This is a genomic window from Desulfococcus multivorans (assembly GCF_001854245.1).
GTDB lineage: Bacteria > Desulfobacterota > Desulfobacteria > Desulfobacterales > Desulfococcaceae > Desulfococcus > Desulfococcus multivorans.
This window is the reverse complement of record NZ_CP015381.1, coordinates 2,010,921-2,035,708: the sequence shown is the minus strand read 5'-3', so window position 1 is coordinate 2,035,708 and position 24,788 is coordinate 2,010,921. Positions and strand designations below refer to the sequence as shown.

Genomic DNA, 24,788 nt, shown 5'->3' with positions numbered 1-24,788 from the left:
CCCTTTACGGCAAATTGCTTTTGATGTTGACCGGCGGGTCCTCCCCGATGTGTTCGCCTTTGGCCGCTTCACGGGTGACAATACCGGCGTGCCGGTAGAAATTGTACGCCGGATCCTTGCCGCAGTGGTCCACGAGAAGGTCTTCCTTCTCATAGACGAGCGTAAGGATGTCCTGCCGGCAGTTCTCGAAATCCGGCGTCAACTGAATGGCCGAGGTCGGGCAGGCCTCCTCGCAGAGCCCGCAATAGATACACCGTCCGAAATTGATGCGGAACCATCGAGCGTACCGCCGTCCGTCACTTTTTTCGGCGGACTGCATCGAAATGCAGCTCACCGGACACACCGCCGAGCAGAGATAGCAGGCCACGCACCGCTCCCCTCCGTCCGGGTCACGGGTGAGAATGATTCGGGCCCGGGATCGTTCAGGCAAAGGCCGCTTGTATTCCGGATACCCTTCGGTTATGGGGCGCCGGAAGAGGTGCCGGAAGGTGGTGGCGAACCCGCTGCCGATCGCTTTAATGGCATCGAAAACATCTGTCATGTCTATGCTTCTCTTCCTGTGCTTCTCTTCCTGTTTCCTCAGATCAGCACAAAGGCGCCGGTGACCAGGATATTGAGGAGGGCGACCGGGATCAGCACCTTCCAGCCCAGGGCCATGAGCTGGTCGTATCGAAGCCGTGGAAGCGTCCCCCGGATCCAGATCATTACCAAGGCGATAAAAATGATCTTGATGAAGAGCCAGACCGGCCCCGGAAAGAAGGGACCGCGCCAGCCGCCGAGAAAAAAGACGGCGGTGAGCGCCCCAAGCACCTGGATGTGTACATACTCGCCGATGAAAAAGAGACCGAAGCGCATCCCGCTGTACTCCGTGTGAAACCCCGCCCCCAGCTCATTTTCCGCCTCGGGAAGATCAAACGGGATCCGTTTGCTCTCGGCCATGGCGGCAATGAAAAAAATAATAAAGGAAATGGGCTGGAAGACAATGAACGGCATATCCGCCTGAGCGTTGACGATCTCCACCAGACTGAAGGAGCCCGCGGTCATGACCACGGGGATGAGGGAGAGCCCCAGAGCCAGTTCATAGCTGATCATCTGGGCCGCCCCGCGAATACCCCCCAACAGCGCGAACTTGGAATTGGAAGCCCACCCGCCCAACGCCACGCCGTAGACCCCGAGGGTCGAAAGCGCGAAGACGTAGAGGAGCGCCACGTTGATGTCGGAAACCACCAGCGGAATTTCCCGGCCCCACATTACCACGGGCGGGCCGAAGGGCACGACGGCGAACATCAGCAAGGCCGTCAGGGCCACCACCGCAGGCGCCAGCAGAAAGATCACGCGGTCGGCCGCCGAAGGGACGATATCCTCCTTACAGAGCATCTTGAGCGCATCGGCAATGGGCTGGAGAAGACCGAATTTTCCTGCCCGGTTCGGCCCCAGCCGGACCTGAAGCCGTCCCAGGAGTTTCCGCTCGGCCCATACGAGATAGGCCGCCGACAGCAACAGCACGGTCAGCACCACTGTGATCTTAACCCACAAAACGATAAATCCGGCGATCCAGTTCAACATAGGTTTAACGGTCCAAAAGTATAATGTTATCGGGCCGAAGGCTTCGGGCTGAGCCCCCACCGGGCCTTTGCGTCCTGATTATTCTCCATGTCCCGATGCCGCATCTCGGAAGCGATCGTCATCGCGTCTTCTTCAGCCTTTCTGAATCCGCTTTCTGTCGATGCCCGCCATGTTTTTTCCCAGCACCTGCCAGGAAACGCGGTGATGCCGCGGAATCACCAGGACGCCGCGGGCCATCTCGGCGGTCGTCCGCAGGGGGATGGACAGCCGCCCCGATGTGCCTTGGATAATGACGATATCGCCGCTCGAAAGTCCCATCTCGCCGGCATCGGCGTCGTGCATCACGGCGCTTGGCGCCGATGCCGCCGCATTCAGGCAGGCGGATCTGGCGGAGAGCGTCTCGGTGCCGAAGGTCAGGTCCGTGGTAATGACAAGGATGTCGTCTCCCCCGGCAATGGTGCCGGACGCAGCCGACGGCGGGATTTGCGTCGACAGACCGAGGGTCCTGTCGAGCAGGATGCCGTCCTCGGGAAACGGTCGGCAATCGTCCAGAACGGTCAGGGACGGATAGCGGTCACCCGGGGATGCCGGGTCCAGGGAGGCGTCGCCGGCCAGTTTTGCGATGATCGCCCATGCCGGAGCGGCGTCGCTGCCGGGGATGTCCGCTGTGAATTCCCGGGGGGGATGAGCGCCGCCGGTGATTTGAGAGAGGGGTGTGCCCCCCTTGAATGCCGGTGAAATCCGCTGAGCCCGCCCTTCCTGATTCACGAAGATGCCGCCGGCTTCGAAAACGGTGGCCGACGGCAGAAAAATATCGGCGCGATGCGACAACGGATGGTCGAGGTAGTCTGCAACCACAAGAACATCCAGAGCGTCCAGGGCCTTTTTCAGGCGGTGGTGATCCGGATATCGGTGAAAAAGATCGTTCTCCACCGCCACCAGCGCATGAACCCGGCCGGCTTCGATGTCGGCCACCACGTCGTCCACCGAGGGAACACCGTCGGTGAACAGCGCCGCTCCTATGGCGTTGGGTCCGGAAAGCAGGTAGAACAGACCCGCGGATTTTCCGGAATCCTGAAGGTGCGACACGCCGTCGGCGGCAATGGTCGGCAGCGTTGGGGGAACAACATCCGCTCCACAGACGATGACGGGCCGCCGGCTCTCGGCCACGAGCGCCCGCAGTTTTTCAACAGCCGCCAACGGCAAAGGTTCGGCATCCTCACCCATACCGACGGCCGATGCGAAGACAGGGCCGATCTCCTCCGGCCGCAGCGGTATGTGTGTGAACGGCATGGGCAACACTGTCGGCCGCGGGTCAAGGACGATGACGGCCGCGCCGGCCCTTGCGGCCTGTCGCATGGCCAACGCCGCCATGGGGGCCTCGTTCACGGGATCGGCGCCCAGGACCACGATGAGGTCTGCTTCCGCCAACCGGGGCATGGCAACGGCGGTGCGCCGATTCAGACCGGCAACGGCGGCCGCCGTGCACGCCGCTGCATCTGCCGTGTCAAAGAAAACCGGCCCTTGCCAGCCCCGGGCCTTGCAGACGGCTTTCAGCGTGCCCTGGCTTTCCAGGCTGTTCCGGAGAGACCCCACACAGGCAACAGCCTGCCCGCCGTGGATGTTGCGAACCCGGTCGATGCGTCTTCCGGCCTCCTCGGCGGCCGACGCCGCGGGTACGGCATTCCCGTCAACCACGGCCTTGCGGGGTCGATCCTTCGCGGACGCGTAATAGAAGCCGTGCCGCCCCCGGTCGCAGATGAAATAGCCGTTGACGTCGGGGTTGAATCCGGCCTCCTGGCGGACCACTTCGCGGTAGCGGGAACAGACGATCGTACGGCATCCCAGGGAGCAGTTGATACAGACCGAAAGCGATCGTTCGAAATCCCATCGGCGTCCCCTGTAACGGGAGGGTTTGTCCGTAAAGACCCCTGTAGGACAGATGTCGACAAGATTGCCGGCGAACGGGTTTTCAAGAACGCCCTCTTCGTACCGGCCGTAATAGACCCTCGAGCCGATGCCCATGACGCCCAGATCCGTGTAGCCGGCATATTCCCGGTAGAAACGGACGCAGCGGTAGCACTGGATGCAGCGGTTCATCTCGTGCTGAATCAGCGGCCCCAGGTATTGGTCCGCATGCGTGCGTTTCCTGCCTTTGTATCGCCGAATGCCGTGTCCACCCGAAACCGTCATGTCCTGAAGGAGACAGTGGCCCCCTTCGTCGCACACCGGGCAGTCGTGGGGATGGTTGAGCATGAGGAATTCGATGATATGCCGTCGGAAATCGACGGCCTCCGCGTCGGTGGTCGACACCACCATGTCGTCCCGGGCCTCGAGCATGCAGCTCATCTGGATCCCCGTCGTCCGGGGCGGTCCCGCGAGCACCTTCACGGCACAGACGCGGCAGGCACCTACGGCGCCCAGAGCGGGGTGGTAACAGAACCGGGGAATCATGATCCCCAGTTGCGCCGCGGCCTCGATGACCTTGGTTCCCGGTTCGACGGTCACTTCCCTGTTGTCGATGGTCAGTTTCGGCATGGATGGTCAGCTGTTCCTAAAAGGGCATTTCTTCTGGTTGATGTGGGCCGCCACCTCACCCTCGAAGTGGGTCAGCAACCCTTCCACCGGCGAGACGGCGCCCGGCGCGAAAGCACAGTACGAATACCAGAGATGTTTACAGATTTTCTTCAGCGCCGGAATGTCTTCAGCCGTGCCTTTTCCGGTTTCGATACGCCACAGGATTTCGCGGATATAGGGGAGCCCTTCGCGGCAGGGCGTGCACCATCCGCAGGACTCCCGGGCAAAAAACTCGATAAGATTGAGGGTGGCGGCCACCAGGCAGGTATCCCGGTCAAAGACCATGACGGCACCGGTCCCCAGTCGGTTGCCGACCGATTTGAGCGCGTCGAAGTCCATCTCGATATGATAGTGTTCCCGGGTGAGAAAGCCCGTGGACGCGCCGCCGGGCAGGCAGGCCTTGAACTCGCCGCCGTTCTTCATGCCCCCGGCGTAGTCCTCGATGATCTCGCTGAGGCGAACCCCCATGGGCAATTCGTAGCAACCGGGCCGATTCACTTTGCCGCTGATCCCGAAGATCTTCGTTCCGGCGCCGCTTTCCGTCAAAGCCAGATCCTTGAACCACTGGGCGCCGTTTCTGAGGATGTGCGGAATACAGCAAAGGGTTTCCACGTTCTGAAGAACGGTGGGTTTTCCCCACAACCCTTTTTCCGTCGGATAGGGCGGCGGCTGTTTGGGGTTGGGCCGCCGACCCTCCAGAGCATTGATCTGCGCGGTCACCTCGCCGCAGATGTAGCGCCCGCCGCTGCGATGAACCACAATCTCGACATCGATGCCGCTGCCCAGTATGTTCCGGCCGAGGAATCCGGCCTCCCGGGCAATCCCGATCTCCCGTTCGAGAATCCGGGCGGCGCTCTCGTATTCCGGCCGGATGAAAATGATCCCCTTCTCCGCCGAAATAGCATAGGCCGCCAGGATCATCCCCTCGATAAGCTGGTGCGGATCGGCATGGATGAGCACCCGATCCTTGAAGGTTCCCGGCTCCATCTCGTCGGCGTTGCAGACGAGATACCTGGGAAAAGGCGCATCCTCGGCCACGGTCATCATCTTCATGCCCGCGGGAAAGGCCGCTCCTCCGCGGCCCAGGAGGATCGCGTCCAGAAGCACCTGCCGCACCTCGGCGGGGGATCGCTGCTGGAGCACACGGACGAGCCCTTCATAGCCGCCGCCGGCACGGTATTCCGCAAGCGTGGCTATCCGGTCGGGCTTTCGGTTCCGGAGGAGAATCTGGGGATACATGGCGTCTATTCTTCCTCTCCTGGGTTTTCCCCTCCCGGGGCATCCGCCGCGTTCCTGAGCCTGTCGATGAGTGCGTCGAGATCGGCAATGGTCAGGGGCCCGTAAGCTTTTCTGTTGACCAGGATCGCGGGGGCGCGATCACAATAGCCGATGCAGCAGACCGGCAGGAGGGTGAAGAGGCCGTCGGGCGTGGTCTCGCCCATGCCGATGCCGAGCGTCCCCATCAGGTGCCCACCGATCGTCTCCGATCCTTCCATCCAGCAGACGACGCTGTCGCATACGTGAATGACGTAACGGCCCACGGGTTCGCGATAGATGAAGGTGTAGAAGGTGGCCAACTCCTCCACCTCGACGGGATCCATGCCGAGGAGACGCGCCGTCTCCATCACGGCCGCATCGCTCAGGTATCCATCCCGGTCCTGGAGGGCGGCCATAACGTCCACGGCCAGTTCCCGGGGGTGGTCGGCGGCCTGGATTTCTCTTTCCAGAGAGTCTTTCTGGGCATCGGTCGGCATCCGTTCGTCCTTGTACACTCCGTAAGATTGAAGGTTGATTGAATGATTCTAACGGTCGATGTCGGGTAAAATGTAATCCACCGACCCGATGATGGCAATGAGATCCGAAACGGACCACCCCTCGGCCATCATGGGCAACACTTGTACGTTGGCGAAACCGGGGCTTCGAATGCGCATCCGGTAGGCATACCCCAACCCGTCGCTTACCGCGTAATACCCCTGCTCCCCCCGCGGGATTTCACAGCAGACGTAGGCCTCGCCTCCGGGAATTTTAGGGCCCCGGGTAACGTTGACGAAATGGTGAATCAGGCTTTCGATATCCTTCAACATGTCAGCCCGTTTCGGAACCACATACCGATAGTCGTCGGTGACGCACCGGCCTTCGGGCATGTTGGCCGCGGCCTGACGAATGATGGAGAGACTCTGGCGCATCTCTTCGATACGCACCACGTAACGGTCAAAGCAGTCGCCGCCCACGGCCGTTGGAACCTCGAAATCGTAGTTTTCGTACCCCGAATAAGGAAACTGCTTGCGAAGGTCCCATGCCAGACCGCAGGCCCTGAGATTCGGTCCGCTGACCCCCCAGTCCTTGGCGTCGGCCAGGGAGATCCGCCCGACGCCCACGGTTCTGGCGCGAATAATGGGGTTCCGGGTGATCAGGGCTTCGTATTCATCGATCATTCCGGGGAAGATCCGCACGAATTCGTCGACCTTCTCCTTCCACCCCGAAGGCAGGTCGGCGGCCGTACCGCCGATGCGGAACCATGAGGGATGGAGCCTGCCGCCGGTGATGAGTTCGACGATGTCGAGGATCATCTCCCGTTCGCGAAAACAGTAGAACGTCGGCGTCATGGCGCCGAGATCATGGGCGAAGGTGCCCACGAAAACAAGGTGATTGCTCAGCCGGAAAAGCTCACTCAGAAGCACCCGGATGCACTGGGCCCGATCCGGTACGCGGATGCCCGCCAGCTGCTCGACCGCCATGACGTAGGGAAGGTTGTTGGCGGCGCCGGCCAGGTAGTCGACCCGGTCGGTGTAGGGGATGAACTGATGCCATGTCTGTCGTTCGCCGATCTTTTCCACGCCCCGGTGGTGATAGCCGATTTCCATCTTGAGGCGGGTGATCTCTTCCCCGTCGAGAGAGAGGATGTAGCGCAGGAGTCCATGGGTGCTGACATGGTGGGGACCGACGTTGAGAATCAATTCCCCGGCTCCCGGTTGCCGGATGTAGAAACCGCCGTCAAGCGGTTGTTTTGTCGCAGCGTCTTCGCGGGTGTAAGGCGCCATGTCGGTGGCCCTGCCGGGATGGGTCTTTCGAAGGGGGTGTCCCTCCCAGTCCGGCGGCATGAGGATGCGCGTAAGATTGGGATGGCCCTCGAAGCGAACCCCGAACATGTCGAAGGCCTCCCGTTCGTACCAGTCGGCTGACGGCCAGATGTCGGTGACGGTCTCGGTGAAGGGGATGTCGCCGTACAGCGGAACCTTGATGCGGACCCGGGTGGCGGGGTCGAAGGCCAGGAGATGGTACACCAGGGTGAAATCGGGATATGCCGAAGGATCGCGGCGGGCCGACTCGTCGATGATTGTAAGGTCGTCGAGCCGCTCGAACCGCACGGGGGATTCGGTTTTCAGATATCTGAGCAGCGGCTTGATCTGATCTTTGTCGACGTCGAGGGTCAGGATGTCCGAGGTCGTCGGCCGTGCTTTGACGCCTCTCCCGAATCGCGCTGAAAGCGTTTCGGAGAGTGACTTTTCGTGTTCACCGAGGACGATGCGGTTCGGCTCCGGGGTCCACATGAGATCCGACCGGCTTTCCGGAAACCCGGGGGGTGTCACCGACGAACCGCGGATGACGGTTCCCGTCATGCCCGGTCCTCTTGGATCACGGGACTTGGTCACGCCGTCCACGAGAACGGGTGCCTGGGTGCCCTGGCGCCCTCCGCCCAGATGAAAAACGGGTCGGCTGGGACGTTCGGTCTCTTCGATCTTTTTCTGGAGAAGGGTCAGCCCCTGAAGGACAGCCTCGGGACGCGGCGGACATCCCGGGATATAGACGTCCACCGGCAGGATCTGGTTGACGCCCTGAACCACCGAGTAGACATCGTACATCCCCCCGGTGTTCGAACAGGATCCCATGGAGATGACCCATTTGGGCTCGGGCATCTGCTCATAGAGACGCAGCACCACGGGAGCGATCTTCTTGAAGACGGTGCCCGATACGATGAGAAGATCGGCCTGACGAGGCGAGGGGCGGAAGACCTCGGCGCCGAAACGGGCGATGTCGTAACGGGATGTGATGACCGTCGCCTCCTCTACGAAACAACAGGAAAGACCGAAAAACATGGGCCAGAGGCTTCTCGATCGCGCCCAGTTGATGACGGCATCCGCCGGTCGAAACAGCGGCTCCAGAGCGGCTAGTGTTTTTCCGGACCCCACTCCAGCCCTCCTTTCCGCCAGATATAGATCAGACCCAGCAGCAGAACGATGATGAAAAAGGACATCTGTATCCATCCCGCCCATCCGATGCTTTCACAGGCCGCCGCCCAGGAAAAGATGTAGGCACCCTCGACGTCGAAAATGAGAAAGAAGATCGCCACCAGAAAAAAGGGGACGGGATATCGCAGTCGTGCCGTACCCGTCGGAATGATCCCGCTTTCATAAGGTCTCAATTTTTCGGGGTTGGGACGTTTTTCGCCGAGCCAGGCGGAAATAAACAGCAGCACCGCCACCAGAACCAGAACAGCCGTGCTGAAACAGACAAGGCTGAAAACGCCCGGCGCCCAGGAAGACATCATATCGGAATCTAGAATGGGTTGCATGCGTCCTCCAATAGCCGCCGGACCGGCCGATGATCTTCAGCCGATCCCAAATCAACGAGGGATGGTGGTGCCATGCACGGCATGTATCGTGCGCCATCGCGGGGGACCGCTTCCGGCGACGGTTTTCAATCGGGAAACTTTCCTTAATGAGGTTAAACTTATAAACTGAGGGTCTGCCGATGTCAACCCCTTCTTTTTTCGGCTCAAGCCCCGTTTTCCAAGGCATTATAAGGCTTCAACTTTCGGAAGGCTGAAGAATAGGCTGAAGGCTGAAGGCTGAAGCGGTAAGCCTATGCCGAACTGGACGCTTATCCCCCCTTCAGCCTTCAGCCTACAAAAGCCGATGGGATGAACCTGTGCCAAACGACGCCCTTGTGCCCCTTCAGCCTTCAGTCTTCAGCCTTCAGCCTATATGTTGAATCTTAAATTTCAGGAAGTTGGGTGATATTCGAAAGTCGAGGCCAAAAATAGGTATGGCCAGTCGGCGGATTTGTGTGTATGATCCTTTCAGGCCTTACAGGATCCGGCCGGCGGCGACATCAGGATCCACGGCATCTGAAACGGACCGCTCCGACATCGCCCCCGTTGTCAAAAAACCGGGGACGGGCGTAGGGGTTCGTTGTTTTTTCGCCTCACTTGCGGCAAACCCGGTCATCCCCATGGACGCCGGACGCCGCTATATTTGAAGAAGCACTGGAGATATTACTATGAGCACAACAGAAGCACACGGTATTGATTTTACGGTGGACACCCGGAACCTTTATCGGGAAGAGGCCATCACCGATTTCAAGGTGGCATCCATCCGGAGGCTGGTCCCCATTCACGCGGACGGCACTGAAGATCCCAGCCGCTCCCCAATCTTCATCGGGCATACGGAGCTGATGTCCCCTGAGGGGCCGGTCCCGCTTCAGGCCCGCCTTGAAGCCGACACCTTCAAACAGGCCATGGACGTTTTTCCGGATGCCATGAACCAGGCCCTGGCCGATATGGTCGAACACGTCAAACAGATGCAGCGAGAGCAAATGAACGAAAAGCGGGAAAATCGCATCATCGTTCCCGGCTTTTCGGACGGTCGATAGCGCATGCCGTCACGATCCCCGATGGTTGACGGACATCAGGCGTCCAACCCCGTGGACGGCACCCGCCGCGCCGATATCGCTCCGGGCCGATCGGTCCTGATCGTCCTGAAAAAGGATCAGCGATCCGGAAAACTGACCCGCGGCATCGTGAAGGCAATCCTGACACGATCGGCGACACACCCCCACGGCATCAAGGTGCGCCTCGAAAGCGGCGACGTCGGCAGGGTCAAGGAAATCCTGGATTGACACCATTCCCTAATGATTTTCGCGATATTCTCCCGTAATGACGTTATGGATCTCCTGAAGCTTCGGGCGGATCCAGAGTCCAGGCCGCTCGAATCCGGGTGCCGACACCGGGGGCGGACGACACCTCGAACATTCCCCCGGCATGCTCCGTTCGCTCTTTCATGCTTTCCAGCCCGAGCCCGCCGATGCCCAGATTCCGTTTCTGAATCTCCTGAAGATCAAACCCCCGACCGTTGTCCCGGACGACCAGATCAAGGGTGTTGTCATTCTGCCTCAGCTCAAGACGAACATGGTCGGCACCGCCGTGCTTGACGGCGTTGTTCAGGGACTCCTGAACGATTCGGTAGATCAGGAGTTTCAGGTAGCCGGGTACCGCAGATTCATCCATGTCGACAATCTGGTCGAGGGCGATATTTCTATAAAGCTTTTGAAACTGACGTCCATAGGCTCGTAAGGCCGCCTTGATGCCGAGATCTTCCAGGACCGACGGATGAAGATTTTTGGATATTCTGCGGACTTCGTCTGCGATGGTGTGGATCATCAGAAGGATATCCTCGAGGCAGGTTTTCTTTTCGCAGGGACGTCCATCCATCTCGCCGACTTTTCTCTCCATGGCAAACTGAACGGCGGTAAGAGCGGATCCAACACTGTCGTGAAGCTCCTTGGAGATTCGCTTCCGTTCAGATTCTCCGGCTTCCATCAGCTTAACGGAAAGCGCCCGGAGCTTTCGCTCTGAAAGTCTCAGCTCCTCCTCGATTTTTTTCCGCGGCGTAATATCGAAGACCGATCCCAGGATACCATAACGCTTTCCGTGATAATCCTTCATTTTTATCCGGGAGGTCAATCCCCATAGCCGTTCGCCGTTTTTTTTCCGGTATTCCCGAATGACATTTTCGGAAACATCATCCCTTTCGATAAAATTCTTCAGTTCTTCCATCCGGGACAGCATATCGTCTTCCGGCCAGAAGGGATACGGCGGATAGATGTTGATGAGCTCATCCCGGGAGAAGCCCAGCATATCACACAGATGGCTGTTGGCGTGGATCAGACGACCGTTGGTATCGAAAACGCAGATTCCCACAGGTATGCTCTCTTCGATGATGGTGCGGAAATTGAGTTCCGAATCGAGCCGCTCCTCGGTCTGCTTGCGCCACTCGATCTCCTGTTCCAGTTGCATGTTCAGGGCGTTCAACTCCCGTGTGCGCCCGTCAATGCGATCCTCCATTTCCGCTTCGAAGCGCTTCCGGTAGGAGATGTCGATGACGAGGGTCTGGCATTGCGATTCACCCCCGCTGTCGTAACGCAGGCTGATAATCTGCCCGAAAAAGACGGTGCCGTCGGTCTTTCTCATCTCCAGTTCGCAGATCCGACGCCCGCCACCCCCAAATACCCGTTCCAGATGCAGGCGAAAGCGGCGACGATCCCCCGGTCGGATAAAGCGCTCAAACCGCCCCCCGGAAAGGGATCCCTTTTCAGCCTGCAGCAGATCGGCCGCAGCGTGGTTGGCTTCTATGAGTTCACCGTCGGCGGTGAGTGTCATTGCGGCGACGGGTGCATAATCAAACAGGGCGTGATAATGATCTTGAAGCCTTTCGAGCGTCTGATGACGCGCTGTAAGCTCGCTATTCCGGAGTTCCAACTCAATCTGACAAAGCAGGAGTTCACGCTGCACGGCGTCGGAATCCGTCCCTGAATTCCGGGAGGACCATGACAATCGGTCATTCAGGAGTTCTTCGGCGCGTGCTCTGAGCTGATGGGATCGGCTTTTTGAGGTCATCGGCATTTCGCTTCGGCGTGATACATTGGCGTTCTGGTACCTTAACCGACGTCGGCTGAATTATCAATCCAAAAATCCGCCGATAAGCCGGCAGAGTCGATTCAGTTGAATTTTCCCCTTGACAAGAAAAAGATCGGCGCCCAATGCTTCGGCGGCCTCCCGATATTCGGGCAGGGTGTATTGCGTGTGGATGATCACCGGAAGACAAGGATATTGCGCCTTGACTTTCTCCGTCAAAACGAGGCCGCTCTTCCCGGGCAGGTGAATGTCGGTAATAATGACATCCGGGACCGACCTGAAAATACGCGCTACAGCCTCTTCGCAACTCGACGCCGCCACGACGGCGACCCCCGACAGGTTTTCCGCCAGCACCTCGCAGAGCGTTTTTCGAAGCTGATCGTTATCCTCAACGACCAGGATGCATGAAACACCGCTTTCACGTGAAGTCGAACCGGACATCATTGCGCAGCCGCCCTTATGGGTTTTCTGGAATATCTGACTACAGTCTCTTCCCATCCGGCATCTTCAAAACCGAAATTCAACTTTCGACTTTCATGACGATGACCGGAAAGATACGGCCTCTGAAAGTCGAAAGTTGCGTTTTACTTTGCTCGCCGGATTTGCTAAAGCCTCTATATCGTTTTTCTCATTCAAACCGACCACGACGGACTCGAAATGGAAAAAAAGCGCATCATTATCGCTGAAGACAACACGCTTCTCAGAGAAGGCATTCGGCTCATGATTGAGTCCGACGACGCCCTGGAAATCGCCGGAGAGGCCGAAGACGGGCTCTCCGCCGTACGGTGTGTGTCCAAGTGCAGTCATGATCTCGTCCTGCTCGATCTGTCCATGCCGAAAATGAACGGCATCGCCGCCCTCAAAGAGATCAAGCGCCTTTCGCCGAAGACCAAGATACTGGCACTCACCATTCACGACTCGGAAGAATATATCCTCGAGGTCTTTCGCTCGGGGGCGGAAGGGTATTGTCTCAAGGATTCCACCCAGGAGGAACTCCTCAGGGCCATACACGTCGTGCTCTCAGGCAAAAATTTCATCAGCCCGGGTATCGCCGGCAAGGTCCTGGAAGGATACATCGAAAGTCGAAAAACACTCAAGTCCGAAACGCCGTGGGACACGCTGACCCAGCGGGAGCGGGAGGTTCTCAAGCTCGTGGGGGAGGGTTACACGAGCAAGGAGATTGCCCGGTTTCTCTTCATCAGCCCGAAAACGGTTGAAAAGCATCGATCGAACATCATGCAAAAGCTCAATATCCACAACGCGTCGGCCTTGACCGCCTACGCCATCGAAAAAGGGCTGGTGGCCAGGAATTGATGCGGCCCTCATTCCAGCTGCTCCAGCAGAAGCTCGAAAAGCTTTTCGTGGATTTTGTCCCATCCGCCGCTGTCGGCCACCGGAATCGACCCCTCTCCCATGTCGTCAATCTCGCGACAATATGTCATCAGTTCCGGATTGCGGCGGACCAGATCATCCCACAAAGGGCCCGCAGCCGTCGCTTCGGCATTGTCGATCAACCCCTCGGCGACGACGGCGATGGCATCGATTACAAAAACCCGTCCGTCATCGGTGAAGCGAACGGGCGTGTCATCAAGGTAGACCGCGATCGCTTTCATCATTTCCTCCATTTTCAGTCTGCGCCAAAGGCTTCATCCGAATCATGAGGTCGACGACCGGTCTATCTACGCCTCAAGGCATTCAGCGCACCGATCGTCGGAATCCCTTCTCTCAGATACGATTTCATATTAGCGCAGATCTGGAGAGGCTTTCCATGGGGGAATGGATGTATACGATGCGGCTCAGGCTATGTATGAATGCCCCAAACGTCCCTACTCCGCCCGATGTCCCCGTCTCCGAATCATTTTACCACCAGAACCGGCCCATCGAGAGCCTTCACCAGTTCGATCAATTCTTCCGCTTTCGTGCGCCAGCGTTCTCCCGGAAGCAGCAGCGGGCCGCTGCTTTCAAGATTGGCGAAATGGGCAATCACCGCCGGATCTGAGCTGATCAGGAGTCGAAACTTTACCCGACGCCCCGCAGGCCCCATGGCATCGTCAACCGCCTTTCGGTATTTTTGGGCCTGTTCCTTGGTGTCGGCCAGGAGAAAGACACATACTTCCATCTCGTCGTCCGTCAAAAAAACGGTGACGGCATCCAGGGCTTTTAGGGCGGACGGCGTGCCGTCGTAAATCACCATCGGATGATCGGGCTTGGCCGTCTTCTGGTGAAGAATGAGGGTCAAGCCGCTCCTCCGGGTGATCACTTCTTTCACGGTGGAGCCCAACCGCTTGGATCCCAGCAGAGAGCGTCCTGATCGCCCCATGATAATGAGGTCCGCATCGGTACCCAGTGACAGCAATTCCCGGGCCACGGACCCGCGGATAATGGTAAAGTTCCAGTTCAACTGCCGTTGGGTGGCGATGGCCTCGAGAATTTTCCGCATCCGACCCGCCTGGGCCCGAAGCTGTTCTTCCAACTGATAAGGTTCAACACGGCGAACCTCGGCCCCGAAATATCCGCACTCGCGGGTAAACGGAAACTCCACGGCCCGGATCAGATCGATGTCCTCAATAAACACTCCTGCCAGTTCCGCACCCAGACGCGCGGCCATTTCTGCGGCGATTTTAAGCCCTTCGACGCAGGACGAAGAGGCATCCAACGCCACCAGAATCCGTCGAATGGAAACCTCTTTCATTACGCATCCTCCTTCTTCTCCCCTTGCATTTTTCGTCCAAAAGCGATTCGTTTTTCAGCCATCTCCTTCAACCGCGCATGGACCTTGCCGTTTACACTTTCGGCAGGATAGTTGCCCTCGGCGTCGGCGGTGCCGGCAGAAATGCCCGTCAGGATTTCGATGCCCTGGTCTATGGTTTCCACGGCATAGATCCGGAATTTCCCATCCGCCGCAGCATCGATCACATCCCGCCGCAGCATGAGGTGATCCACGTTGGATGACGGGATCAGAACACCCTGGTCTCCCGTGAGCCCCCTCGATCGGCAGACGTCGAAAAAGCCTTCGATCTTCTCGTTGACGCCCCCGATGGGTTGAATGACCCCGTGCTGATTCACGGAGCCCGTCACCGCCAGGGATTGCTTGATGGGCACGTCGGCGATGGCCGACAGGAGCGCATACAACTCCGCCGACGACGCGCTGTCCCCTTCCACACCACTGTAGGACTGTTCAAAAACGAGGCTTGCGGAAAGGGAAAGGGGGTGATCCACGGCGAAGCGACCGTTGAGAAAACCCGCCAGAATCAGGACCCCCTTGGAATGGATGGGACCGCCCATAGCCACTTCCCTTTCGATATCCACGACGTCGCCCTTGCCCAGGTGTATCCGGGCGGTGATCCGGCTGGGCCGTCCAAAAGCGAAATCCCCCAGTTGGATCACCGACAGTCCGTTGACTTGCCCCACCTTGTCTCCCGTGCTGTCGATGAGAACGATATCCCGCAGGATCTGCTCATGCACCATCTCCCGGAGGCGGTCCGAACGATGGATGGCCGTATCGACGGCCTTCTGGACTTCGGCGGCGCCGACCGTCCCGCTGCCGTTCTTGCCGGCCCAATAATCCGCCTCTTTCAACAGATCGCAGATCACGCGCATCAGAACGGAAAGCTTCCGACCGTCCTCCACCATTCGAGATCCCTGCTCGATGATCCGGGCCACGCCGGTCCGATCGAAGGGGCGCAGCCTGTGCTTTCGGGCCATGGTGGCGATCAGGCGTGTGTAGGCTTGCTCGTTTTCAGGCGTCCGATCCATACGATAATCGAAATCGGCGGCCACCTTGAAGAGTTCTCCGAATTCCGGATCATAATGGCGTATCAGGTAATAGAGCATGGGGCTGCCCAGAAGGACCACCTTGACATTCAGCGGCAGGGGTTGGGGCTCGAGGGATACGGTGGAAATAAATCCGTACATCTGACCGAGGGATTCGATTCGGATTTGACGGGTTTTCAAGGCTTGTTTGAGCCCTTCCCATGCAAAGGGCTGCTGAAGCAGCTTCAAGCCGTCGAGAATCAGATAGCCGCCGCTGGCTTTGTGCAGCGCCCCGGGTCGGATCATATTGAAATCGGTCACCAGCGCACCCATGTGGGCCATGTGCTCCACGCGTCCCACGAGATTCTGATAGGACGGGTTCTGCTCGAAAACGACGGGGGCACCCTCCGATCCGCTGTTTTCCACCAGAATGTTCAATTTGTAACGCCTCAGCGCCGGGTTTTCTCCCCGTCCGTCCGGGCCGACCGTGCCGGACGACGGCACCGGCATCGATGCCTCCTCCTTCTGCTGTCCCGCATCGGGCTGAAAAAAGTTCCGCACGTTTCGAATGATGTCCTTTTCAACAGCATCCAGATAACTCAGAACATCCGCGATATCCTCGTATTTCCGACGAAGTTCGTCGATGACCGGCCCGACGGTGAACCCCGTGATCTCCCGGTTGAGGTTGCGCCGTTTTTCCCGCATCTTCCGCTCCCACTGAGGGATCTTCTGAAAGATCTTCATGGCCTCCTGCTGAAGTTCCTCGGCCTTTTCCTCGATCTTTTTCCGCTCGGCATCGGGTAACTTCTTGAACTCGTCCGGCGGCATCACTTCTCCGTCGCGAACCGGAGCGAAGACAAGACCCGCAGGGGTTCTCAGCGGGGCGAGATTGTAAGCTTCACCTTTTTTCTGCAGCTCACCGAAAGCCTTCTCCTGTTGTTCCTGAAGCTCCTGACTGATGCTCTGCTGACGGTTCTGATACTCTTCGCTTTCAAAGGCGGCGCGAAGGGCGTTTCGAACCTCCTCCACCAGCTGCTCCATGTCCCGGGCAAGGCTCTTGCCTTTTCCCGGCGGAATGACCAGGTGTCTGGGCTTGTGGGCTTCATCAAAATTGTAGACATAACAGATGTCCGGAGGCACATCCTCTTTAGAAGCCCGAAGCCGCAGCAATTCGCGGATAAGGGATAATTTTCCGGTTGCCGGATCGCCCAGGGCGAAAACGTTGTAGCCGTCATGTCGAATATCGACGCCGAAATGGATAGCGTCAACGGCTCGTGACTGGCCAATGAACTCGCTGAGGTTCTCCAGTTCGTCCGTCGTTTTGAAAGCAAATTGTTCGGGATCACAGCGATGGTAGAGTTTTTCCAACGCAACGGGTTCTATGCTCATTACATCTCCCTTTCTCCGCTCAAACGGGTTTCAATCAGAGGTTCAGAATAGAGGCGACCGGCCCGTCGGTATGCACATGAAAAGCGGCGTTCCCATCCCCCTCCTGTCTTCAGGCCCTTTACATCGATATCACGAAAGTCGACGGTTGAGGTACTATATTATATTCTGGATCCTGTCGGACGCTATACAGCGATACCGGTATCCAGAGTACGTCGATACTGTATTTGAACGGGATGTCGTCCCTGCCGGGATATGTGACTTTTTCGAGACAGGAGGGTTTTCCCGGTTGATGAGACGGACTTGAGCCTGTAAGATATGGCATTGCGTTCTCAGCCTTCGGCCATCGTGATGTTGACCGGGAAGAGACTGACGTCTGAAAGGGGGACAAGCGCCCCGAAACGGTTCGTGAAAATCGAAGTATGACCGGATTGGAGAAAACATGACGAAAAACGATATCGATCATTCGCACCCGGAGATCATCGACGGGATGCTCCGCCGCCGACTTTCGGCAGACCCGCTTCTGACCCCATACCGGGACGTCATTCGCCGACGCATCGTGCGGACCGATGAAATGGAGCTACGATTGACCTCGGGAAAAATAACGCTCGCCGATTTTGCCTCGGGCCACGAATATTTCGGTATGCACTTCAAAGACGGCCGGTGGGTGTTCCGGGAATGGGCCCCGAATGCCCGGGAAATTTATTTGAAAGGCTCTTTTTCGGACTGGAAGGTCATGGATCGCTTCGCACTTACGCGTATAAGCGACACGGGTGTCTGGGAAATCACGCTGGATGCCGGGGATCTCGCCCACGGGGATCTCTATCGCCTCGAGATGCGATGGCCGGGCGGACGCGGCGACCGGATTCCCGCCTGGATCCGTCGCGTGGTTCAAAACCCCGACAACGGCAGTTTCAACGCTCAGATCTGGCGTCCGGACGCTCCCCATCAGTGGCGACATCCAAGACCCCGGAAGCAGCGCGGCCCCCTCCTCGTGTATGAAACCCACATCGGCATGGCCCAGGACGCCGAAAAAATCGGCTCTTACGCCGAGTTCCGTAGAAACGTCCTCCCACGCATCCGCCGGGCAGGCTACAACACCCTCCAGATCATGGCGGTCGCCGAGCATCCGTATTATGCCTCTTTCGGCTACCAGGTATCCAATTTTTTCGCGTGCTCTTCAAGGTTCGGAACGCCGGAGGATTTAAAGGCATTGGTGGACGAAGCACACGGCATGGGATTTCTGGTGCTCATGGATCTCGTTCATTCCCATGCGGTGAAAAACGAGGTCGAAGGGCTTTCCCGATTCGACGGAACACCCTTCCAGTATTTCCACGAGGGCGACCGGGGCGATCATCCGGCGTGGGATTCCCGCTGCTTCGATTACGACAACGTCCACATCCTTCATTTCCTGTTGTCAAACTGTCGTTTCTGGATGGACGAATACCGGTTCGACGGGTTTCGTTTCGACGGCGTCACCAGCATGATCTATACCCACCACGGACTGGGCAAGGCTTTTACCGTCTATGACGATTATTTCGACGAATCGGTGGATGAGGCGGCGTTGACCTACCTGACCCTGGCCAACCGCGTCGTGCACACGCTTTCGGATACCGCCGTCACCATCGCCGAGGATGTTTCCGGCATGCCGGGGCTGGCGGCCCCTCTCGAAGACGGGGGCGTGGGGTTCGATTACCGCTTCGCCATGGGCATCCCCGACTACTGGATCCGATTGACCAAGGACACTCCCGATGAATTCTGGTCCATGGGGCACCTCTGGCACGAGTTGACCAATCGACGCGCCGACGAACAAACCATCAGCTATGCCGAATCGCACGATCAGGCCCTGGTGGGGGACCAGACGCTTATCTTTCGCCTCATGGGAAGCCGCATCTACAGTCATATGTCCGTACTGACCGAGGATATCGTTGTGGCAAGGGGGATTGCCCTCCACAAGCTGATTCGCCTGGCGACCCTGGCCACCGCGGGACATGGTTACCTCAATTTCATGGGAAACGAATTCGGTCACCCCGAATGGATCGATTTTCCCCGCGAGGGCAATCAATGGTCATATCGATACGCCCGACGTCAATGGCATCTGATGGACGATCCCCTGCTGCGCTATCATCATCTCGCGACCTTTGACAGGGACTTGACGGCATTCTCGACCGAATATCAGATACCGTTCGGCCAGGAAATCTTCCTCCTTCACCTGGATGAAGGCAGCCGGGTGCTTGCTTTTCTGAGAGCGGGAAAGGTGTTTGCATTCAATTTTCATCCCACCCGCTCCCACACCGACTACTGGATACCGGCGGCGCCGGGCGCCTATCGGGTCGCCCTCGACACCGACCGCGAAGGTTACGGCGGTCTTGCGCGCCAGGATCCCGGCATGATCCACTATACGTTGACCGACCGGATTCACCGGCATTTTCTCAGCCTCTACCTGCCGTCCCGGACAGCGCTGGTCCTGGCGCCGACCACCGACGATCGGGAAACAGGCTGATTCTCTCCGATCGCACCGGCTATCCCAGGGGAATTTACGCGCCTTCACCCTCCCGGCCTTCCAGAACCGAAAGACGAACCTCGAGCGCATCGATCCGGCGCTTGAGGTCGACGATCTCGTCCTTTCGTGCGACGTTCATGCCGCTCAATGTCTTTTTGAAGAAATCGCTGACATCCGTTTCCACTTTTTTAGCCTGCTTCTGGCCGGTCCCCGCCAGTTCCTCGATCAGCTTCCGGGCATCCTCTTCCTTGATTTTGGACTCTTTGACCAGTTTGTCGACGCTCTCCTCTATTTTTTCCTTGGTCAACAGAACCGCACCCAGCCCCGTCATCAATCCCTTCTTGATATCCTCGAGCATGTAGAAACCTCCATCGTTGATTGTTGTTTTAGGAAGGGCCGCGGTCGAATTCCACAATCCGGCCGAACCCGAGATCCGGGCCTCTGGAAACCCGATGGTAGAGGGGGCTCCCGGCGCCGACCCGTCCCCCCATGTCATAGGTGAATTCGGCCGCGCCGACGTGCCGAAGCCAATATCCCGTGAGCACCGCACCCCGGGCATCGTAACCGGAATGGAAATGGACCCATTCCTCGGCGGGTTCAGGCCGGGTATCCAGCCAGGCCTTGGGCGCCTCCGGGAAAAATATCGGCGATATCCGGCCCGTGGAAGGGATGTCGCCCCCTGTATCGGGCAACGTGGTCAGGCGGGCCTCGCCGGTGAAGAGCAACGCATTTTCCACCAGATCCCGGGTATAGAAACGCCTTTCGTTGAAGCAGACGAACCGCAGGCGGCTGAGGTCCTGCGGGTCGTCGGGAGCGAAATAGTATCCGACAAACGGTCCGAATGTCACCACCCTTCCGTCCAGCCGAATCTCAAGGCGGTCGACATATCCCCGGGGAACCCTGAGACGGTTGCCCGGGGAGGGTCCATCGGCATCGCACCCCAGGGTTGCGAGGGCAACAATCAGAACCCAACCCCTGAAAGCCGACCCTTTACCGAACGGCATCGCGACGCCCCCACAACCGATCGACGGCCCAGACGGCGCCGGTAAACACCGCCACGAGAAGGAAGACGGCAACCGGCCTCACCGGTATGCCGTCCACCAGGGTGATACGGCCGAAGTTGGTGGGATCATAAAGCACCGGCACGAGGTATTCGTGAAAGTGTGCAAAGACCGCGGCACCGGCAAGTCCTCCCAGGAAGGCGAACACGGCATCGATCCGGCCTTCGCCCACCGCGGCCCAGGCCGTTCCGGGGCAGTACCCGCACAGGCCCCAGCCGATACCGAATATCACGGCTGCAAGCCCGGTGGCCACGAGACTGGTGGGCAGGATGAGGGTTCTTCCGACACCCGCCGTTTGGAGACCATACAATCCGACAGCGGAAATAATGACCGCTGTCAGCATGAATTTCGGGATGTCGGATTCCATCATCAGGTGTGCCCTGGCCATCTTGTCCGCACTGGTGGCACCGACCCGCTGGATTACGAAACCAAAAGCGATTCCTGAAAACAGCCCCAGCAGAATCTTGGTCATTACGTGCCCTCCTTTCCCGTATTTCCGTAAACAAGACGCGCGGTGAGCATGGCAACGGCAAAGATCAGCACGCCAAAGTAGAGTCCGCTGACGGCAAGCTGCGTAGACCCCGAGATAAAGAGCCCCAATGTACAGCCGCCGGCCATGCGGGAAGCGAAAAGAATCAGGAATCCGCCGATAAACGTTGCGGCGTAGCGCTTGATCCGGCTGGGGCCGAAACGCCGTTCCCAGATCTCGGGTACATCCCGGACGGGAATGTCCAGGGTTCGGCCGGCAATGAAACCGCCGATCGCCATGCCCAGAACGAAGGCGAATACCCAGGAGTCGGGGCCCGGCAACATTTGATAGTGGGCCTTGGTCCCGACATATCCCGGAGCGACCGATTGCAGAATCCCCTTGAGCAGGCTGACGAAGCCACTGGAGGAGGCCGGCGGACCAAACGTGGCGAAAATGAAAACGATGATACCGGCAAGCGCGAAGGAGGCCGGCAGCCAATTCCAGTAATCCGTTTTATCGTGCTTTTCCATATCCTCATCCTCCGCAGGAAACATAACCGCCCTTGGGCGAGCCGGAAGCGGGAAGACGGGAATCGGCATCCCCGGATCCGGCCTCCGAACGGACTCGGCGTCCTTCACCCACGGCCGTTTCCGAGGCGCCGGGAAGCGTATCGCTCCCAAACCGACGTTCGACCAGTTCCACCGGATAGAAGCGGTCCGGGACCCCCCATTCCTTCCATGAGGCTTCATAGGACATCACCGGCTGAATACCCATAACCCGCATGACAAAATAACCGAACGAGCCTCGGCGACCCGAATCGCAATAAACAATGACGGCACGATTCGAATCGAGACCTCGGTAAAGCTTCCGGAGGTCGGCATACGGCTTCAGCTTTTTGTGCTCTTCATCCACCCAGTTTAAACGGTAGTCCACGTTGACCGCGGTGGGAATGTGGCCGAGCTTGAGCGGTTCTCCCCTGAGATCCAGGGATCCCTTTTCTCCAATGTACTCCTCCCGGGAACGGACATCGATGATCTGGTACATGGGGTCCCCGAGCCGCCGATATACGAACTCGCCGTCGGCCAGGACCCACGGCTTCATCTCACCCGACGGCGCCTGGTAAAGCACGGGATCCCGTCGAATCGGCGCCTTGGCCGTTTCGAAACCGGCTGCCCGCCACCCGTCGATACCGCCGTCCAGGAGCATCATCCGTTCGTGCCCCAACAGATCCAGAACCCAGAAGATGTAGGAGGCGGTGGCACCCCCGTCCCGTTCGACCGAATCATAAAGGAGGACCGTGTCTGACCGCGTGATGCCGTATTTTCCCAGAACCTGTTGGGCTTTGTCCGGGCCTGCAAATTTTTCACCCAGATTTTCATCGATGTCGTCGTAGCGGAATTCCGACCAGGGAAGCCGAACGGCACCGGGAATCACGGTGCCGTCGAAATATTTGTCTCCCCGAACGTCCACGATCACGAGCCCCTCATCCGCCAGGTGCTGTTTCAGCCAGTCGGCCGAAACGATGAACCGGGCGTTCGGATATGCCCCTCCCGACCCGCTCCCCAAGGCCTGAGACAATGACCAGACCAAAGCCGACAGAAGAATGATCGGGATGATGATATGCCTTGCGCTGTTTTTACGGTTCATTCCTGTATCCTCTTATTTTTGGGGTCTCCCGAAAAGAACTACCGGCACATGAAAGGGTTGCTTTCGAACGGCCTGTCGTCTAACATTTTTTCATGGATTCGATGTCATTGAACTCGGCCTCCATCATGCCTTTTCGGGCCGGCGGCTCCTGTACCTGAAACACGAATTTGTCATCCGTCTCACGGGAAGGAATTGGAATCCCTTTGAATTTTGTAGGGTTCCCTTTGAAGACGATTTCGTAGCAGTCTCCAATTCTGGCATTGGTGGCGATAATTTCGTAAAAATGGGTGGTATCCATAAACCCTCCAATCTCGGCGGTTCCACAAAAGCCCGATCTCTGGGTTCAGCGCATTCATCGCCTTCCAATCAACATCGTGAAAGCCGGATGTGGATTGGATACCCGGCATCCCCGCTCGCAAGCCCTGATCGCCACTGCTTTGCGAAACCGTCCAACAATTAATGGTTACACATGCATCACGCTTTAGGGTCTGGTTTGATGCCCTTCGGCACCTTCGACCCGACTCGCTCCGGTATCGGAAGCGTTCTATCGACCGTCAACCGGACGACGGCTCTTTTACCGGATACCCCGGAAAATTTCGTCGTCCGCAATTTGCTTTTTTGCATTTTCCCATGTAGATTGGACATGATCGCCACGGTATCGAAGCGTTGACGATAAACATATCACATCCCTTCACCGGAGCGCATGCAAAAAAGACGCGATGTTCATATTTGCATATTTTCACTTATGGCTCTACGTAAATATATGCATCAACTTTCGGCTTTCATTATGGTGACCGCCATGTTTTCATCCAAAAAGATGCTTTGTCCCATCGATTTCAGCGAGTTTTCCATGAAGGCCGTTGAAGCCGCCGATACCCCGGCACGGACATTTCATGCCAAGCTGATCGTAATCCAGATGGTCATGCCCGTCAATCGAATGCCGTATCATGCCGTATCCACCCTCTCAAGATGGGGATTTCGACGGATGTTTGCCTTGTCGCAGACCTGAACCCAACACCTCAAGGAGCATCATGACCGACGACAAAACCGAAAAACTGGCTGTCCTGATCGACGCGGAGAATGCCCAGCCCGCCATCATTGAAGAACTTCTCATCGAAATCGCCAAATACGGCACCGCGAACGTCAAAAGGATCTACGGCGACTGGACGAGCCCGGATCTCAAAGGATGGAAAGAAGTACTGCTGAGATATTCCATTCAGCCGATCCAGCAGTTCCGATATACTTCCGGGAAAAACGCCACTGACAGCGCCATGATCATCGATGCCATGGACCTGTTGTATACCAGCCGCTTCGACGGATTCTGCATCGTGTCGAGCGACAGCGATTTCACAAAGCTGGCCTCGCGGATCCGGGAGGCCGGATTGATCGTCTTCGGGTTCGGTGAAAAAAAAACCCCCGAAGCTTTTGTAGCGGCATGCGACAAGTTCATTTTCACGGAAGTGCTCAGAGCCAAGGACGACGATGCCGAAACCATCCAGCGCAAGACCACCGGCGAACTCAAGCAGGACACCAAGCTTGTCACGCTGCTGAGAAACGCGGTGGAGGCGTCTTCGGACGAAAACGGATGGGCTCATCTGGCCGCTGTCGGGAGTAATATTGCAAAACAAGCCTCCGAGTTCGATCCCCGAAACTACGGATACAAAAAACTGGGTGAGCTCGTTGCCGCAACAAGACTTTTCCAGATCGAAGAGCGGGATGTCGGCAACGGACACGCCACCGCTGTTTACATCAGGGACCGTCGAAAAAAATAGGCGTCCCGGCGGACGGCCTGCCGTTCCGGCTGCCGGTGCGTCGCAAAGAGCAGTGAAAGGAGATCATAACAGATGACGACATTTACATGGCAGGGTTCGGACGTCACCATTCATGTGGACTACGACGCGTGCAAAGGCGACGGACAATGTATGGAATCCTGCCCTTCGGACGTTTATGAACTGAAGGACGGCAAGAGTCTTCCAGCCGACATCGATAACTGTATTGGATGCTGTACGTGCGTTGAGGTCTGCCCCGAAAACGCCATCGTTCACAGCGTCTGCAATTGAGGAGTTATGAGCGATTCGAATCAGGAACTATGTCCTCAAAAAAATCGGTTTGAACCGATCCGATCGACCGGCC

The 24,788-nt window shown here is 57.9% G+C and carries 25 protein-coding genes; 7 read left to right on the top strand and 18 right to left on the bottom strand.

What is annotated here, in order from left to right:
- Positions 1 to 4: 4 nt before the first annotated feature.
- The 7 genes from nuoI to dmul_RS08865 form a co-directional block, all read right to left on the bottom strand.
- Positions 5 to 541 carry an NADH-quinone oxidoreductase subunit NuoI gene (gene nuoI / locus dmul_RS08895; protein WP_020876419.1) on the bottom strand — a complete coding sequence of 179 codons (537 nt, stop codon included), beginning with the start codon at positions 539 to 541 and terminating at the stop codon, positions 5 to 7.
- A 38-nt stretch (positions 542 to 579) separates the two neighbouring features.
- Positions 580 to 1,626 carry an NADH-quinone oxidoreductase subunit NuoH gene (gene nuoH / locus dmul_RS08890; protein WP_020876420.1) on the bottom strand — a complete coding sequence of 349 codons (1,047 nt, stop codon included), beginning with the start codon at positions 1,624 to 1,626 and terminating at the stop codon, positions 580 to 582.
- Positions 1,627 to 1,698: 72 nt separating this feature from the next.
- Entirely contained in the window at positions 1,699 to 4,104 is a 2,406-nt protein-coding gene (gene nuoG / locus dmul_RS08885) for an NADH-quinone oxidoreductase subunit NuoG (RefSeq protein WP_020876421.1), read from the bottom strand.
- 6 nt (positions 4,105 to 4,110) lie between these two features.
- Positions 4,111 to 5,382: a complex I 51 kDa subunit family protein gene (locus dmul_RS08880; RefSeq protein WP_020876422.1), complete on the bottom strand. Its 1,272-nt coding sequence runs from the start codon at positions 5,380 to 5,382 to the stop codon at positions 4,111 to 4,113.
- A gap of 5 nt (positions 5,383 to 5,387) precedes the next feature.
- A complete protein-coding gene (gene nuoE / locus dmul_RS08875) occupies positions 5,388 to 5,897 on the bottom strand; it encodes an NADH-quinone oxidoreductase subunit NuoE (RefSeq protein ID WP_020876423.1) in 510 nt (169 codons plus the stop codon).
- Between the two features lie 48 nt (positions 5,898 to 5,945).
- Positions 5,946 to 8,333: an NADH-quinone oxidoreductase subunit B/C/D gene (locus dmul_RS08870; protein ID WP_020876424.1), complete on the bottom strand. Its 2,388-nt coding sequence runs from the start codon at positions 8,331 to 8,333 to the stop codon at positions 5,946 to 5,948.
- Positions 8,312 to 8,716, bottom strand: coding sequence for an NADH-quinone oxidoreductase subunit A (locus tag dmul_RS08865; protein ID WP_020876425.1), 405 nt, complete (start codon positions 8,714 to 8,716; stop codon positions 8,312 to 8,314). The genes dmul_RS08870 and dmul_RS08865 overlap by 22 nt, the downstream gene beginning before the upstream one ends.
- Before the next feature lie 707 nt (positions 8,717 to 9,423).
- Here dmul_RS08865 and dmul_RS08855 point away from each other — a divergent pair.
- Both dmul_RS08855 and dmul_RS08850 read left to right on the top strand, forming a co-directional pair.
- The gene (locus dmul_RS08855) at positions 9,424 to 9,795 is read left to right on the top strand and encodes a hypothetical protein (RefSeq protein WP_020876426.1); all 372 of its coding nucleotides are present in this window, start codon (positions 9,424 to 9,426) and stop codon (positions 9,793 to 9,795) included.
- Between the two features lie 3 nt (positions 9,796 to 9,798).
- Positions 9,799 to 10,041, top strand: a complete 243-nt coding sequence (locus tag dmul_RS08850; protein WP_327078294.1) for a YwbE family protein — start codon at positions 9,799 to 9,801, stop codon at positions 10,039 to 10,041.
- 43 nt (positions 10,042 to 10,084) lie between these two features.
- Here the strand turns inward: dmul_RS08850 and dmul_RS08845 are convergent, their stop codons facing one another.
- Positions 10,085 to 11,818: a PAS domain-containing sensor histidine kinase gene (locus tag dmul_RS08845; RefSeq protein ID WP_159449701.1), complete on the bottom strand. Its 1,734-nt coding sequence runs from the start codon at positions 11,816 to 11,818 to the stop codon at positions 10,085 to 10,087.
- Positions 11,819 to 11,881: 63 nt separating this feature from the next.
- Entirely contained in the window at positions 11,882 to 12,334 is a 453-nt protein-coding gene (locus tag dmul_RS08840) for a response regulator (RefSeq protein ID WP_078081242.1), read from the bottom strand.
- A gap of 159 nt (positions 12,335 to 12,493) precedes the next feature.
- On the opposite strand from dmul_RS08840, the gene dmul_RS08835 reads away from it, so the two are divergent.
- Complete coding sequence (locus dmul_RS08835) at positions 12,494 to 13,150, top strand: response regulator (protein ID WP_020876430.1); 657 nt, start codon at positions 12,494 to 12,496, stop codon at positions 13,148 to 13,150.
- Between the two features lie 8 nt (positions 13,151 to 13,158).
- Here the strand turns inward: dmul_RS08835 and dmul_RS08830 are convergent, their stop codons facing one another.
- The 3 genes from dmul_RS08830 to dmul_RS08820 form a co-directional block, all read right to left on the bottom strand.
- Complete coding sequence (locus dmul_RS08830; RefSeq protein WP_144016408.1) at positions 13,159 to 13,452, bottom strand: hypothetical protein; 294 nt, start codon at positions 13,450 to 13,452, stop codon at positions 13,159 to 13,161.
- Between the two features lie 239 nt (positions 13,453 to 13,691).
- On the bottom strand, positions 13,692 to 14,528 hold the full coding sequence (locus tag dmul_RS08825; protein WP_020876432.1) for a universal stress protein: 837 nt from the start codon (positions 14,526 to 14,528) through the stop codon (positions 13,692 to 13,694).
- Positions 14,528 to 16,978 (bottom strand): Lon protease family protein, encoded by a 2,451-nt coding sequence (locus tag dmul_RS08820; protein ID WP_020876433.1) that lies wholly within the window; start codon positions 16,976 to 16,978, stop codon positions 14,528 to 14,530. The genes dmul_RS08825 and dmul_RS08820 overlap by 1 nt, the downstream gene beginning before the upstream one ends.
- 439 nt (positions 16,979 to 17,417) lie before the next feature.
- On the opposite strand from dmul_RS08820, the gene dmul_RS08815 reads away from it, so the two are divergent.
- A complete protein-coding gene (locus dmul_RS08815; protein ID WP_020876434.1) occupies positions 17,418 to 19,478 on the top strand; it encodes an alpha amylase C-terminal domain-containing protein in 2,061 nt (686 codons plus the stop codon).
- Between the two features lie 34 nt (positions 19,479 to 19,512).
- On the opposite strand, the gene dmul_RS08810 is transcribed toward dmul_RS08815, so the two are convergent.
- The 6 genes from dmul_RS08810 to dmul_RS08785 form a co-directional block, all read right to left on the bottom strand.
- Entirely contained in the window at positions 19,513 to 19,836 is a 324-nt protein-coding gene (locus tag dmul_RS08810; RefSeq protein WP_020876435.1) for a phasin family protein, read from the bottom strand.
- 28 nt (positions 19,837 to 19,864) lie between these two features.
- Entirely contained in the window at positions 19,865 to 20,482 is a 618-nt protein-coding gene (locus dmul_RS08805; protein WP_020876436.1) for a hypothetical protein, read from the bottom strand.
- On the bottom strand, positions 20,469 to 21,011 hold the full coding sequence (locus dmul_RS08800; RefSeq protein ID WP_020876437.1) for a YeeE/YedE thiosulfate transporter family protein: 543 nt from the start codon (positions 21,009 to 21,011) through the stop codon (positions 20,469 to 20,471). The genes dmul_RS08805 and dmul_RS08800 overlap by 14 nt, the downstream gene beginning before the upstream one ends.
- Positions 21,011 to 21,538 (bottom strand): YeeE/YedE thiosulfate transporter family protein, encoded by a 528-nt coding sequence (locus tag dmul_RS08795; protein WP_020876438.1) that lies wholly within the window; start codon positions 21,536 to 21,538, stop codon positions 21,011 to 21,013. Before dmul_RS08795 ends, dmul_RS08800 begins: the two co-directional genes overlap by 1 nt.
- Before the next feature lie 4 nt (positions 21,539 to 21,542).
- Positions 21,543 to 22,655: a sulfurtransferase gene (locus tag dmul_RS08790; RefSeq protein ID WP_020876439.1), complete on the bottom strand. Its 1,113-nt coding sequence runs from the start codon at positions 22,653 to 22,655 to the stop codon at positions 21,543 to 21,545.
- A 79-nt stretch (positions 22,656 to 22,734) separates the two neighbouring features.
- The gene (locus dmul_RS08785) at positions 22,735 to 22,953 is read right to left on the bottom strand and encodes a hypothetical protein (RefSeq protein ID WP_020876440.1); all 219 of its coding nucleotides are present in this window, start codon (positions 22,951 to 22,953) and stop codon (positions 22,735 to 22,737) included.
- A gap of 501 nt (positions 22,954 to 23,454) precedes the next feature.
- Here dmul_RS08785 and dmul_RS08780 point away from each other — a divergent pair.
- From dmul_RS08780 to dmul_RS08770, 3 genes are all read left to right on the top strand, one after another.
- Positions 23,455 to 23,664 (top strand): adenine nucleotide alpha hydrolase family protein, encoded by a 210-nt coding sequence (locus tag dmul_RS08780; protein WP_144016407.1) that lies wholly within the window; start codon positions 23,455 to 23,457, stop codon positions 23,662 to 23,664.
- Between the two features lie 22 nt (positions 23,665 to 23,686).
- The gene (locus dmul_RS08775) at positions 23,687 to 24,427 is read left to right on the top strand and encodes an NYN domain-containing protein (protein WP_020876442.1); all 741 of its coding nucleotides are present in this window, start codon (positions 23,687 to 23,689) and stop codon (positions 24,425 to 24,427) included.
- 72 nt (positions 24,428 to 24,499) lie between these two features.
- Positions 24,500 to 24,715 (top strand): 4Fe-4S dicluster domain-containing protein, encoded by a 216-nt coding sequence (locus dmul_RS08770; RefSeq protein WP_020876443.1) that lies wholly within the window; start codon positions 24,500 to 24,502, stop codon positions 24,713 to 24,715.
- The last annotated feature ends 73 nt before the right edge of the window (positions 24,716 to 24,788 follow it).